The organism is Actinobacillus porcinus (assembly GCF_901764995.1).
Taxonomy (GTDB): domain Bacteria; phylum Pseudomonadota; class Gammaproteobacteria; order Enterobacterales; family Pasteurellaceae; genus Exercitatus; species Exercitatus porcinus.
The window spans coordinates 82695-96262 of record NZ_CABFKI010000006.1 but is presented as its reverse complement, the minus strand read 5'-3'; the positions used below and the strand labels follow the sequence as shown (position 1 = coordinate 96262).

Below are 13568 nucleotides of genomic sequence, written 5' to 3'. Positions count from 1 at the left end.
AGGGTTACTTAATCCGAGCCCCTCTGCGGCTCTTTTATTCAGCCCCAGCAGGGCTGGGCTTAAGGAACCTAGCAAGGCTCGTGCTAGGTTGTTTCTCAAATATGAACTTTGTTATGAACTTTGTCAGTAATCTGACCGCACGCTAAAGTGCGGTGATTTTTTTCTTTATATTAGGAACAATACATTATGACAGTAACAACTCGTGAATTTAATTTAACGGATGTACCACAACAACAATTAAAAGATTTATTGGAATTTCCTTGCGCATTTACCTTTAAAGTAGTCGGGAAAAATCGTGATGGTTTGATGGATGATGTGGTCGTGGTTACCCAAAAATATGCCAAAGGCGATTATAACCCGCGTGAACACTTAAGCTCAAAAGGAACCTATAAATCTGTTTCTATTGATATTAAAGCGGAAAATATTGAGCAAGTAGAAACCCTTTATGCTGAACTGGCTAAAATTGAAGGCGTAAGAATGGTATTGTAATGACGATTGCATTGAATGTGCGCCAACTTGGTGTACAAGATTATGAAAGCGTATGGCAGAAAATGCAGGCTTTTACGGATAGCCGCGATGCAACTACGCCCGATGAAATCTGGTTAGTTCAACATCCGGCGGTGTTTACCCAAGGACAAGCCGGTAAACCTGAACATTTATTAAATCCTACGCATATCCCTGTTGTTCAATCTGATCGTGGTGGGCAAATCACTTACCACGGTTTAGGGCAACAAATTATGTACGTGCTGATTGATATTAAGCGTCAAAAGGCCGAAGGACATGATTTAAATGTGCGCCAATTAGTGACCGCACTTGAGCAATCCGTGGTGCAAACCTTAGCGGATTATGGGGTGAGTGCTTATCCCAAATTGGATGCCCCGGGTGTCTATGTGAATGTTAATGGGCAAGAAAAGAAAATCTGTTCTCTTGGCTTACGAATTCGTAAAGGCTGTTCATTCCATGGCTTGGCACTCAATATCAATATGGATTTAACGCCATTCCGAAATATCAATCCTTGTGGATATGCGGGCTTAGAAATGTGCCAATTAGCCGATTTTGTTCAACCTGAACAAGCCAATTGTGATTTAGTTGCACCAAAATTAATTGCTCACTTTGTTAAAATTTTAGGCTATAATACGCAACAAATTTTTAACATTTAAACTTTTTTTGAAAATGGGTTCATTATTAACCCAATATTTAGGAATACCGTGATGAGCAATACCCCTTTTAAAATGGAGCGTGGTGTGAAATATCGTGACGCGGCCAAAACGTCAATTATTCAAGTCCGTAATATCGATCCTGACCAAGAATTACTGCCTAAACCGGCGTGGATGAAAATCAAGCTACCCGCCAGTTCAGCAAAAATTGATTCCATCAAACATGGTATGCGCCGCCATGGACTACATTCTGTTTGCGAAGAAGCTTCTTGCCCAAATCTGCACGAATGTTTTAACCATGGAACCGCGACCTTTATGATTATGGGCGCAATTTGTACACGCCGTTGTCCATTCTGTGACGTGGCACATGGTAAACCATTGCCTTTAGATCCTGAAGAACCGCGTAAAGTCGCTGAAACTGTACAGGATATGAAATTAAAATACGTGGTGATTACGTCTGTGGATCGTGATGATCTACCTGATCGTGGCGCGGCACATTTTGCCGCAACGGTACGTGAAATTAAGGCGTTAAACCCTGAATGTAAGGTGGAAATTCTGGTGCCCGATTTTCGTGGACGTGTAGAGCAAGCGGTCGCGATTTTAAAACAAAATCCACCTGATGTCTTTAACCATAATTTAGAAAATGTACCGCGTTTGTATCGTGAAGTGCGCCCTGGGGCAGACTATAAGTGGTCACTTGAACTACTGAAAATATTCAAACAAGAGTTTCCCGATATTCCAACGAAATCCGGATTAATGGTGGGATTAGGTGAAACGAACGAAGAAATTTTGGATGTGATGCGTGATTTACGTCAGCATGGTGTAACCATGCTGACCATTGGGCAATATTTACAACCGAGCCGTCACCATTTGAAAGTTGAACGTTATGTGCCACCTGAAGAATTTGACATGTTCCGTGCTGAAGCTGAAAAAATGGGATTTGAACATGCTGCTTGTGGACCATTTGTTCGCTCATCTTATCATGCTGATCTACAAGCCAGCGGTGGGTTGGTAAAATAACGCAATATCATATAACAATTGCACAATGCTGAAATGACGGTTGGTGAGCTTGTCGAACCATAAGGCATTTCAGCTACTGTTGTACTCGTCTGATATTTAGACAAATAATGCTATATGGTAACGAAATAATTTATATATTGAAAAATAAGGTGATATTAAATTCACCTTATTTTTTATTTATTTTATAAACAATGTTCAAAAAAGTTATTAATACCTATTTATAGGTATTAATAAACATCCATATATTTAACCGCACTTTTATCTTATTTTAATTCCCTCTAAAAATTAAAAAATGTTCTTTTTGCCCTTAGAAAAAATACCCAATTAATACCTATTGTTAGGTATATAAATAACGCTACAAACCGCAGAAATTAAAGGGATAACAAAATATTTTGATCCAACTCAAAGAATATGCATTTAATAGTGGAAACGTTTGCGGAATTTGTTATTTTATGATGGAAAATTTTTCTTTTTATTGGATATATCATTAACTAAAGAGATAAATTCTCAACAAGTATAGTGATGCCAATAAGAATATAGTGTGTATATACAACAAATAACCTTGGTTATTAATTTTATGGAGTGATTACCGTGAACATTCTTAAAAAAACGCTATCATCTTTAGCGATTGCAAGTTTCGGGTTGGTTATGGCGAGTTCTGTATGGGCAGAAACTGCCACACCATCGGCGAAACAACCAAACGTAGTAGAGAAAAAAGCCCCAACAAAAGAAGAATTAGCCCCAGCTAATAAAGATCTGAAAATTGAATCATCTAATGAAAAATTTGCAGAGAAATATCCAAACCAATACAACAGTTGGAAAGACACTTCAAAATCAACAGAAGCTGCACCTGCAGTTGAGCAAGATCCACGTTTGATTGTTTTGTGGGGTGGATATGCTTTTGCTAAAGAATATAACAAACCTCGTGGACACTTTTATTCCGTCACTGATGTACGTAACATTTTACGTACAGGCGCACCGAAAGATGAAAATAGCGGTCCACAACCTATGGCATGTTGGACATGTAAAGGCCCTGATGTCCCTCGTTTAATTGCTGAATTAGGGGAAGAAGGTTACTTCTCCGGTAAATGGGCCAAAGGCGGAGCGGAAGTGGTTAACTCTATCGGTTGTGCTGACTGTCATGACACCACATCAAAAGAGTTTGAAGAAGGCAAGCCTGCGTTACGCATTGCTCGTCCGCATGTTTTACGTGCCTTAGATGCCATTCAAAAAGATTTTGCGAGCTTAGATCGTGATGATAAACGTGCTGCAATTTGTGCTAACTGTCACGTTGAATATTATTTCGATAAAAGTACCGGCGCCAATAACGTTGTTTTCCCTTGGATGAAAGGGGTTGATGTGGATAGTATTGAAAAATACTACGATGAAATTGGTTTCAAAGATTGGGAACACTCTATTTCAAAAGCCCCAATGCTTAAAGCCCAACACCCTGATTATGAAACTTGGTTACAAGGAACTCATGGTAAAAATGGCGTAACCTGTATCGACTGTCACATGGCAAAAGTACAGGGTCCGGACGGAAAAGTCTTTACCGATCACCGCATTTCTAATCCATTACAAGATAACTTTGAAAACACTTGTGCTAAATGCCATGATCAAAGTAAAGAAACCTTAACCAAAACCATTGCGGCTCACAAAAAAGACATTAAAGAGGTGATGCTCAAATTGGAAGACCAATTAGTGAAAGCACACTTTGAGGCGAAAGCGGCATGGGATGCGGGCGCAACCAAAGAAGAAATGCAGGATGCATTACAAGCTATTCGCCACGCACAATGGCGTTGGGACTATTCCGCTGCAGGTCACGGTGGCCATATGCACGCACCGGATATTATCTTGAAAGTGATTGCTTCAGGTTTAGATCGTGTTGCAGATGCGCGTGCAAAATTAGCTGTAGTGCTTGCAAAACATGGCGTTCAACAACCGATTCAATATCCTGATGTTTCTACTGCAGAAAAAGCATGGAAAGTGATGGGCATTGATATTGAAAAAGAACGCAAAGACAAAGAAGAGTTCATTAAAACTGTCATTCCTGAGTGGAACAAAGAAGCGATTGAAAAAGGCTTAATCTTAACGCCTCCACCTGCAAAATAATAAAAATTTGACCGCACTTTGTCGTATTTGCGCAATCTTTCCTAGGTAAAGTGCGGTTAATTTTAAGCAAGAATTAAGGTATGAATATGAACTTACTAACGAAATTGACAAAATTCTCTGCGTTACTTGCTGCGATGTTATGCATGGTCTCTTCTGCTCAAGCAGAAACGAGCTCAAACACTACGCCAGCAGTCGCTCAGCAGGTTTATGAACCTGAATTAGAGAATGATCGCAATCCTAATGAGTACTGTGCCAAATGTCATAGCTTGGATGCGTCAAGTGAGGCTCAAGCCAAAGGCGAATTTCACGCAGGCAAATTCCACGGTATTCACTTAGAGAAACTGAATCCAACCACAGGAAAACCCATTACTTGTGTAAGCTGTCACGGCAATATTACGGAAAATCACCGTAAAGGCGTTAAAGATGTGATGCGCTTCCACGGTTTATGGGATCAAGATCAAACCATAAAATACAGTGCTGCAGAACAAAATCAGGTTTGTTTCTCTTGTCACCAACCTGAAAAATTACAAGAAAAATTCTGGGCGCACGATGTCCATTCGATTAAATTACCTTGCGCAAGTTGCCATAAAGTTCACCCTGAAAAAGAACCGATGAAAGGTATTGAATCGAAAGAACGTGTGAAACTTTGTGTCGATTGTCATGGCGAGCAGCAAAAACAAAAAGAAGCTCGTGAACAACAATCAACAACAGAAAAAAAGGATAAAAAATGACAGCTTGCTCACGCCGAAACTTTGTTTCCGGAATGGGAGCGTTAATCCTTACAACGGGAACAACAGTTAGTTTAACGGCACAAGGTGAAAGCGAACAGCCTGCTAAAGCAAAACGCTATGCAATGGTGCATGATGAAACCGCCTGCATCGGTTGTACAGCCTGCATGGAAGCTTGTCGCGAAACGAACCACGTGCCGGAAGGTGTTTCTCGTTTGGAAATTATCCGTAGTGAACCTATCGGAGAATTTCCGAATCAAGAATACGAATTTTTCCGCCAATCTTGTCAGCATTGCACTAATGCACCTTGTGTGAAGGTTTGTCCGACCGGCGCATCATTTATCGATCCTGAAACAGGGATTGTGGATGTACATAAGGATCTTTGTGTGGGCTGCCAATATTGTATTGCCGTCTGCCCATATCGCGTGCGCTTTATTCATCCTGTGCATAAAACAGCGGATAAATGTAATTTCTGTCGTGATACCAATTTGGCAAATGGCAAACAACCTGCTTGCGTTGAAGCTTGTCCAACAAAAGCATTAACCTTTGGGGATATGAATGACCGAAACAGCCAAGTGGCACGTAAAGTGCGCGAGAACCCTGTTTATCGTACGAAAGTAAATTTGGGAACAGAACCGAATTTATACCATATTCCAACCGGCAAGGGGGAGCATAGATAATGACTGAATATTTTCATACACCCAACCTTGTCTGGGATAGCACCATTGCCATTTATCTCTTTTTATTAGGGATTTCATCAGGTGCGGTTCAATTAGCGGTAGCTTACCGCCGTAGTCATCGCCTTGAAAAGCCTAGCGAAAACTGGATTATCCGCAGTGCATTATTTTTAGGTACCGTACCGACTTTGGTCGGGTTAACCCTATTAATCTTCCACTTGGCACGTCCTTGGACATTCTGGAAATTGATGTTTAATTATCAATTTAATTCCGTGATGTCTATGGGGGTAATGCTATTCCAAGTGTATATGCTGTTTATGGTCATTTGGGCGGCGGTTATCTTTAAAAATGAATTAGATGCACTGATTAAACGCTTCGCACCTAAATTACAATTTGTGACTCATATCATTACCAAAATTGAAGGGCTATTTAATTTTGCTGAAGTCATCTTGTTTGTGCTCGCTGCGGTGTTAGGCGCATACACAGGCTTCTTACTTTCGGCATTAATCAGCTACCCAATGCTGAATAACCCTGTTTTACCTGCGTTATTCTTAGCATCAGGGACATCATCAGGTATTGCCGCTACTTTCCTTTGTATCTTAATTGCAGGGAAATTAAAAGGAGATAGCCACGAAGTTCATTTCATTCATAAATTTGAAGTACCGATTATGGTCACTGAATTAGGTTTGATTGTCTGTTTCTTTGTGGGATTATACTTTGGTGATGCCTCAAAAGTACAAGCCTTATATAACGCTTTATCCGGTTTCTGGGGAGCGGTATTCTGGATTGGGGTCATGTTCATCGGTATCTTAATCCCATTAGTGGCAAACTTATTTGCCGGTGAGAAATTAAAATACAACGCAAAATTCATCATTTTAGTCTCAATTTTCGACTTAATTGGTGTATTATGCTTACGTTATTTTATTTTGTACGCGGGGCAATTAACCATTGCAGGATAAGTGAGTTATCGAATAAAATCAGGGGCGTTTTTAACGCCCTTTTAATTTAAATATCCCCTTGAAATTAAGAATAAACGAATAAAATGCTGCCTGAACTTGGATTTATTGCACTGCTAATCGCCACACTTTCTTGTGTTTTTCTTGCCGTTATTCCCCATATCGGCATAGCCAAAAATACCGAGAATTTAATCCGCACTTCGTGGCATTTAAGCTATTGTTTTACGCTTTTTACCAGTCTTTCTATCGGTATGCTTGCTTATAGCTTTGCGGTAGATGATTTTTCTTTAGACTATGTTGCAGCCCATTCTAATTCCCAACTTCCAATGTTCTTCAAGATTGCTGCAACTTGGGGCGGACACGAAGGCTCTATGTTGTTTTGGCTTTTTTCCTTAAGTGTTTGGGTGAGCCTATTTGCTTATTTTAGCCGTAAAATCAATCCCATTATTGCAGCGAGAACCCTGGCGATTCTTGGCTTAATTTGCCTTGGTTTTTGTCTTTTTATTCTTTATTTTTCTAATCCCTTTATCCGCCAATTTCCTGTACCACCGGAAGGTCGCGATCTCAATCCCATGTTACAAGATATTGGGTTGATTTTTCATCCGCCATTACTCTATTTAGGCTATGTCGGGTTTGCGGTGAACTTTGCCTTAACAATTTCCGCCTTGCTTACTGGACAATTTAACGCACTGATTGCACGTTGGATGCGCCCTTGGGTGTTGGTCTCTTGGTTATTTCTCACCCTTGGCATTGTACTTGGTGCATGGTGGGCTTATTACGAATTAGGCTGGGGCGGCTGGTGGTTTTGGGATCCTGTAGAAAATGCGTCTTTAATGCCTTGGCTGTTAGGTTTGGGCTTATTGCATAGCTTAATAGCAACGGAACAACGCGGTATTTTTAGTTATTGGAGCATTTTGCTCTCGCTGTTGGCCTTTGCCTTCAGTTTGCTCGGCACCTTTATTGTGCGCTCGGGTGTACTCACTTCCGTGCATGCTTTCGCAGTAGATGGTGAACGCGGTACGGCATTATTAGCCTTATTCTTTTTGTTAACCGTAGGCTCGCTCACATTATTTGCCTTCAAAACCAATTTACAAGCCAACTTGCCAAAAAGCGCGGTGAAATTTTCATTATTTTCTAAAGACGTGTTGATATTAACGGCGAATATTTTATGGGCAGTGGCAACAGTGAGTGTTTTCCTTGGTACTTTCTATCCCATGTTTTTTACCGCGATGGGCTGGGGCTCAATTTCTGTTGGTGCCCCTTATTTCAATAGTATTTTCGTACCGCTTATTGTGCTGATGTTGGTGGCAATGGTGTGGGTATTAGCGACAAAATGGCAAAATACCAACCGCACTTTATGGCAAAAATATCTTGCCTTATTGTTGCCCGCTATCCTGATTGCCTATGGATTAATCGATGACACCATGGGGCAAGAACCAACGTTAAAATTTCATTGGATCGCATTTTTACTGTTAAGTTTGGCTATTTGGCTATTAATCGCCACCCTTTGGCAAAATTGGATGGCGATAAATCGCCGAAAATTAGGGATGATTTTTGCTCATTGTGGCGTGGCAATTACAGTGATCGGCGCGGTAATGTCGAGTTATTTCGGCTCAGAAATAGGTGTTCGTTTAGCCCCAAATCAACATCAAAGCTTAAATGGCTACGACGTCCATTACTTAGGCTTTAGTAATGAAATTGGTGCCAATTATACCAGTGAAAAAGCCCATTTTGAGATAACAAAAAATGGCCAAAAATATACCGCACTTTTTCCTGAACGCCGTTATTACGATGTTCGTACCATGAATATGTCAGAAGTCGGGATTAACTGGGGGCTCTTCGGGGACATTTACATTGTTATGGGCGATAAATTAACCAAAGAAAGCGGTATTCCAGGGGAATTTACTTTTCGATTACATTACAAACCTTTTGTAGGGTGGTTGTGGTTTGGAGGCATCTTAATGGCAATAGGCGCAATGCTTGCTGTTTTGGGACGAAAAAATAAAAATGAAAAAGAGAGAAATTAAGTAAATGAAAGATAAGAGGAATTTGAGAAAGAAGTGGTGCCGACTATCGGAATCGAACTGATGACCTACTGATTACAAGTCAGTTGCTCTACCTACTGAGCTAAGTCGGCACTGAAGAAAGTGCCGCTATTATATGAATTTTTTTATGTCTTGCAACTTTTTTTTGAAGAAATTTTAAATGATGAAGAAAAAACTCTTATTATTTTTACCACTAATGCTTATTTTGGGAATTTGTAGCCTGTTATTTATGGGATTGCAGCAAGATCCGAAAAAAATTGCTTCTGCGTTAATTGATAAACCTGTGCCAGAATTTTTCCAAGCCGATTTGCAAGATAACAACATTATTCGGAGTAATAAAGATTTTCCTAAAAAAGCCTTTTTAATCAATGTATGGGGAAGTTGGTGTTATTATTGCAAACAAGAACATCTCTTATTAAAAGAGCTTGCTGCGCAGGGTGTTACAATTATTGGGCTGAACTATCGCGATAAAAAAACAAATGCGTTAGCCTATTTACAACATTCAGGAAACCCATTTTTGTTTAATATTGATGATAGCCACGGAAAACTTGCCATGCAGCTCGGTGTTGATGGCGCGCCTGAAACTTACATTGTCGATCAATATGGCGTGATCCGTTACCGTTATTCAGGAGCATTTGATCGAAATGCGATGTTAAATATTCTTTTGCCTGAATTGGAAAAATTAAAATGAAAAAATGGTTAGGTTTCTTGTGTTTGATTTTCAGTCTTTCCGCTTATGGAGAGATGGTAGATACATTCCCATTTAAACGTACAGAAGATCGTATTCGTGCCGTTGAATTAGCAAAATCCTTACGTTGCCCACAATGTCAAAATCAAAATTTAGTCGAATCCAATTCGCCTATTGCTTATGACTTACGTATGGAAGTGTACAAAATGATTGACGAAGGCAAAACCGATGAGCAGATTATTGATGTGATGACCGCTCGTTTTGGTCATTTTGTTCTTTACAAACCACCTTTTCAATGGCGCACCGCATTGCTCTGGGGTTTGCCTTTTTTGCTATTGATTGTGGCGTTAATAATTGTATGGCGTTATGGGGCAAAACCTAAAGGGCGATCAGTTGCCACTGCGACAGAAACTGCCCTATGGGATTTAGAAAACACGGCTACATTTTTACCCAATGAAGTTAAACCAGATCAAGTTAATCAACAAAGTGCGGTTAAACATGTACGTGTTTTTGTGTGGGGAATGTGGATTCTATTAATGCTGCTACCGTTACTGTATTATTTTTCCCTTAATCGTTTTGACGTGGTAAAAGAAGGTGAACAAGCCTTTGCTGAAAAACAACAGCAAATACAAACGGCGACAGCGCACGCGCGTAATGATGACTATATTATTGATATTCAAAATAAATTACGCAAGGAGCCCAATAATGCGCAAGCTTGGATTGAATTAGGACAGGCTTATGTACTCAGCAATGAATTTGAAAATGCTTTAACCGCTTATGGCAATGCAGAAAAAATTATGGGGAGTCAACCTGCTATTTTAGGCTTGGCAGCTACCGCACTTTATTATCAAGCAGGCCAACGCATTACGCCAAGGGTTCAACAATTAATCCAAATTGCTTTGACGCAAGATGAGAATGAAACAGCCAGTTTATCTTTATTGGCTTCAGATGCCTTTTTACATACAGACTATGCCAATGCATTGAAATATTGGCAAAAATTACTGGATAGTGAGCGTTCAGAAGTCGATCGCCGTCAAATTATTGAGAGCATGAGAATGGCGGAAAATTTATTGAGAGCAAAGAAAACACATGAAGAATTACAGTGAAACTATCATTATCGGTGCCGGGGCAGCGGGGTTATTTTGTGCGGCGCAACTTGGGCAATCCGGCAAACAGGTCACTGTTTTTGATAGCGGTAAAAAAATTGGACGTAAGATTTTAATGTCCGGTGGTGGATTTTGTAATTTTACCAATATGGATGTAAAGCCGAGCTGTTATTTGTCGCAAAACCCACATTTCGTAAAATCTGCCTTGGCTCGTTATACCCATTGGGATTTTATTGGATTGGTGTGTTCCTATGGCATTGCTTATCATGAAAAGGGCAATTCGGGGCAGTTATTTTGCGATAACTCAGCGCAAGATATTGTGGATTTGCTTGAACAGGAATGTCAAAAAGGCGGTGTCGATATCCAATTACGCCAAACTGTAGAGCATGTTGAACGAGTGGAAAATGATGCTAAAGTGCGGTTTAAAATTCGAACGAATGGCACAGATTGGTATTGTTATCACCTAATCATTGCCACAGGGGGCTTGTCTATGCCTGCGCTGGGTGCTTCAGCTTTTGGTTATAAAGTCGCAGAACAATTTGGGATTAATGTCATCCCGCCCCGAGCGGCATTGGTGCCTTTTACCTATCGTGAAACAGATAAATTTTTAACCGCACTTTCGGGCGTGTCTTTGCCAGTTGAAGTCCATATCAAACAGACCACATTCCGCGAAAATATGCTGTTTACGCACCGTGGTTTGTCTGGGCCGGCAATATTGCAGATTTCAAGTTATTGGCAACCCAATGATGAAGTAAAAATTAATTTATTGCCATCAGAAAACATTTCGGTGCTTTTAACAGAACTTCGTCAATCTTCGCCTAATATGCAGTTAAAAAACGCATTAATGCAATTTTTGCCTAAGCGATTAGTAGAACTTTGGATTGAACAAAATTGGTTAAGTATCCCCAATAAAGCCCTAGCACAATTAAGCAAAACCGATTTACAATCCCTTGAGCAGTTGGTGCATTGTTGGGCATTTTTGCCCAATGGCACAGAAGGTTATCGTACCGCTGAAGTGACGTTAGGCGGTGTAGATACCCATGAAATTTCATCAAAAACCATGGAATGTCAAAAAGTCAAAGGGCTGTATTTTATTGGCGAAGTGTTAGATGTGACCGGCTGGCTAGGCGGATTTAATTTCCAATGGGCTTGGAGTTCCGCCTATGCTTGCGCAGAAAATATTATTCCGGCTTAAAGGGCAAATTGTGGCGCAATTTCATTGGTAAGATCCACTAAGTCACGCACTGAGATGAGCCAATCTGTATTAATATTTTCCGTTAAGCCGCGGGCTTGGGCATCAGTCTCTAGGACATAGATTGGTGCCTTGCTTTGTGCTAATAATGCGCTTTCTTTAATCGCGAGAAAAACACCGTTTTGCCACAATACAACCGCATCATTTTCAGTCATGTACCGGAAATAGCGCTGTAGTTCATTTTTATCATAACAGGCTTGAGAAAAGGTATAGAGCATAATGATTTCCTAAAATGTGAAAATTTTATCCGCACTTTGTAGTTTTTCTATAATGTCGGCACGTTTCAAGAGATGGCAAGGCAGAATAATTTCTTTGTCCGCTAAATCTCTTTCCACAACACTTTCTTCGCAAAGATAACGTTGCTCGATCTCATTTAATTCGAGCAATTTAAATGTACGAATAAAATCTTTCTGGTGGATTTTTTCAGGCTGTTGGTGAGCAAGTAAATTGAATACGCCGTCTTCAATAAAGAACACGGAAATATCCTCTTCGTTACAAAATGCCGTAGCGGCCAACAGTGTATCCAACCCTTCACGGCTCGATGAACTGCCATAAGGCGGTGTACGAAATACAAAGGCGAGTTTAGTCATAGCGTTACCACCCGATCTGCTTGTAAAGTTGCTGTAATAAATTCACCTAAACCTGCTATCACAAAGCCATCAGCAAGATTGCTATCGTTAGGCGAAAGTGCGGTGGATTTATCCACGATACCACGGCGTTGGCCGGCGGCAACACAAAGATTCAAAGGCACATTATATTGCTGACTCAAAGTTTGCCATGCTTTCACTAAATTGAATTCATCATTGGCAGGATAAACAAATTTGTTTCCATTGCTCACGCCGTCTTGGAAAAAGAAAATTTGGCAAATTTCATGACCTTGAGCAATCACTTCTGTAGCAAATTGATATGCAGCAAACGCCCCTTGTGAGCCATAAACAGGTTGCTTGATAGCAATAACATAGCGCATTATTCTTGTTCCTGTTTAATTTGGCGGATATAAAGGTAGACGGTGTGGCGCGAAATATCTAGGCGTTCAGCCACTAAATTAATCGCATCCTTAATATCAAAAATACCTTTTTCAAATAACGACATAACAATTTGACGATTCTTATTATTGTTGGCGACATGACGATCTGCAGTGATTTCTTCAATCGTCTGCTCCATCGTTTGGATCACCAAATCTTCCACTGAGCTGGCAAAGTTAACAATAGAGGTTTCATTGTTGTCATTGGTTGGCATCAATGCTTGAATAAATTGAGAAACAGGCACTTCAAGATTAATATTAATACAAAGCAAGCCAATAATTCGTTGATTACTATTACGAATCGCAATGGTCACAGATTTCATTAATCCGTTACTTTTAGCCCGTGTGAAATAAGGCTTTGAAACGCTATCTGTTTTCATATTGTGTAAAGATTGTAACGCACGATCAGTAATCGGCGACCCTTCTTGGCGATTAGTATTGTGTCCATTGGCGATATAAATGGCTGAATGTTCTAGATTTTCTAAGGAATGTAAAACAATTTCGCAATGGCTACCAATCAATGCACTAACGCCATCTACTACCGCGCGATAAGAATTAATGATCGTACGATCTTCATCCGTAAAAGGACGCTGGTCATTAAACATGAAAAAACTCTCAATGGTTGGTTCTGCTAAGGTTGTAGAATGATAAACCCTATATGAGCTGATCCGAGCCACTTTGCGGCTCTTTCTTTCCGCCCCAGCGGGACTGGGCTTAATGAACCTGGCACGGCTCGTGCCAGGTCATTTCTCAAAGATGCACTTTGTCAGCACGCTAACTACACTTAAGTGCGGTCAAATTTC

Annotated in this window: 15 protein-coding genes and 1 tRNA gene; 11 read left to right on the top strand and 5 right to left on the bottom strand. The window is 40.3% G+C overall.

Annotation, left to right across the window (positions count from 1 at the left end; genetic code table 11):
- The first annotated feature begins 186 nt into the window (after positions 1-186).
- The 8 genes from ybeD (at position 187) to nrfE (ending at position 8677) form a co-directional block, all read left to right on the top strand.
- A complete protein-coding gene (gene ybeD, locus E7T07_RS05895) occupies positions 187-489 on the top strand; it encodes a DUF493 family protein YbeD (protein ID WP_135709967.1) in 303 nt (100 codons plus the stop codon).
- Positions 489-1160, top strand: a complete 672-nt coding sequence (lipB, locus tag E7T07_RS05890; RefSeq protein WP_135709966.1) for a lipoyl(octanoyl) transferase LipB — start codon at positions 489-491, stop codon at positions 1158-1160. Before ybeD ends, lipB begins: the two co-directional genes overlap by 1 nt.
- A 51-nt stretch (positions 1161-1211) precedes the next feature.
- Positions 1212-2177, top strand: a complete 966-nt coding sequence (lipA, locus tag E7T07_RS05885) for a lipoyl synthase (RefSeq protein WP_180338718.1) — start codon at positions 1212-1214, stop codon at positions 2175-2177.
- A gap of 591 nt (positions 2178-2768) precedes the next feature.
- Entirely contained in the window at positions 2769-4289 is a 1521-nt protein-coding gene (gene nrfA / locus E7T07_RS05880) for an ammonia-forming nitrite reductase cytochrome c552 subunit (RefSeq protein ID WP_420535056.1), read from the top strand.
- 80 nt (positions 4290-4369) lie between these two features.
- Positions 4370-5020 carry a cytochrome c nitrite reductase pentaheme subunit gene (gene nrfB, locus E7T07_RS05875; RefSeq protein ID WP_135709965.1) on the top strand — a complete coding sequence of 217 codons (651 nt, stop codon included), beginning with the start codon at positions 4370-4372 and terminating at the stop codon, positions 5018-5020.
- The gene (nrfC, locus tag E7T07_RS05870) at positions 5017-5697 is read left to right on the top strand and encodes a cytochrome c nitrite reductase Fe-S protein (protein WP_135709964.1); all 681 of its coding nucleotides are present in this window, start codon (positions 5017-5019) and stop codon (positions 5695-5697) included. The genes nrfB and nrfC overlap by 4 nt, the downstream gene beginning before the upstream one ends.
- The gene (nrfD, locus tag E7T07_RS05865) at positions 5697-6653 is read left to right on the top strand and encodes a cytochrome c nitrite reductase subunit NrfD (protein ID WP_135709963.1); all 957 of its coding nucleotides are present in this window, start codon (positions 5697-5699) and stop codon (positions 6651-6653) included. The genes nrfC and nrfD overlap by 1 nt, the downstream gene beginning before the upstream one ends.
- A gap of 83 nt (positions 6654-6736) precedes the next feature.
- Positions 6737-8677 carry a heme lyase NrfEFG subunit NrfE gene (gene nrfE / locus E7T07_RS05860; RefSeq protein WP_135709962.1) on the top strand — a complete coding sequence of 647 codons (1941 nt, stop codon included), beginning with the start codon at positions 6737-6739 and terminating at the stop codon, positions 8675-8677.
- A gap of 34 nt (positions 8678-8711) precedes the next feature.
- On the opposite strand, the gene E7T07_RS05855 is transcribed toward nrfE, so the two are convergent.
- Positions 8712-8787, bottom strand: a tRNA-Thr gene (locus E7T07_RS05855).
- A gap of 71 nt (positions 8788-8858) precedes the next feature.
- On the opposite strand from E7T07_RS05855, the gene E7T07_RS05850 reads away from it, so the two are divergent.
- The 3 genes from E7T07_RS05850 to E7T07_RS05840 are packed head-to-tail and all read left to right on the top strand — an operon-like array spanning position 8859 to position 11684.
- Positions 8859-9386, top strand: a complete 528-nt coding sequence (locus E7T07_RS05850; RefSeq protein WP_135710026.1) for a DsbE family thiol:disulfide interchange protein — start codon at positions 8859-8861, stop codon at positions 9384-9386.
- Positions 9383-10489 (top strand): heme lyase NrfEFG subunit NrfF, encoded by a 1107-nt coding sequence (gene nrfF, locus E7T07_RS05845; RefSeq protein WP_135709961.1) that lies wholly within the window; start codon positions 9383-9385, stop codon positions 10487-10489. Before E7T07_RS05850 ends, nrfF begins: the two co-directional genes overlap by 4 nt.
- Entirely contained in the window at positions 10473-11684 is a 1212-nt protein-coding gene (locus E7T07_RS05840) for a BaiN/RdsA family NAD(P)/FAD-dependent oxidoreductase (protein ID WP_135709960.1), read from the top strand. Before nrfF ends, E7T07_RS05840 begins: the two co-directional genes overlap by 17 nt.
- Here E7T07_RS05840 and tusB read toward each other — a convergent pair.
- The 4 genes from tusB to E7T07_RS05820 are packed head-to-tail and all read right to left on the bottom strand — an operon-like array spanning position 11681 to position 13370.
- A complete protein-coding gene (tusB, locus tag E7T07_RS05835; protein WP_135709959.1) occupies positions 11681-11959 on the bottom strand; it encodes a sulfurtransferase complex subunit TusB in 279 nt (92 codons plus the stop codon). The genes E7T07_RS05840 and tusB overlap by 4 nt on opposite strands.
- A 9-nt stretch (positions 11960-11968) precedes the next feature.
- On the bottom strand, positions 11969-12331 hold the full coding sequence (gene tusC / locus E7T07_RS05830) for a sulfurtransferase complex subunit TusC (RefSeq protein WP_135709958.1): 363 nt from the start codon (positions 12329-12331) through the stop codon (positions 11969-11971).
- On the bottom strand, positions 12328-12708 hold the full coding sequence (gene tusD, locus E7T07_RS05825; protein ID WP_135709957.1) for a sulfurtransferase complex subunit TusD: 381 nt from the start codon (positions 12706-12708) through the stop codon (positions 12328-12330). Before tusD ends, tusC begins: the two co-directional genes overlap by 4 nt.
- The gene (locus E7T07_RS05820; protein WP_135709956.1) at positions 12708-13370 is read right to left on the bottom strand and encodes a helix-turn-helix transcriptional regulator; all 663 of its coding nucleotides are present in this window, start codon (positions 13368-13370) and stop codon (positions 12708-12710) included. Before E7T07_RS05820 ends, tusD begins: the two co-directional genes overlap by 1 nt.
- Positions 13371-13568 lie beyond the last annotated feature (198 nt).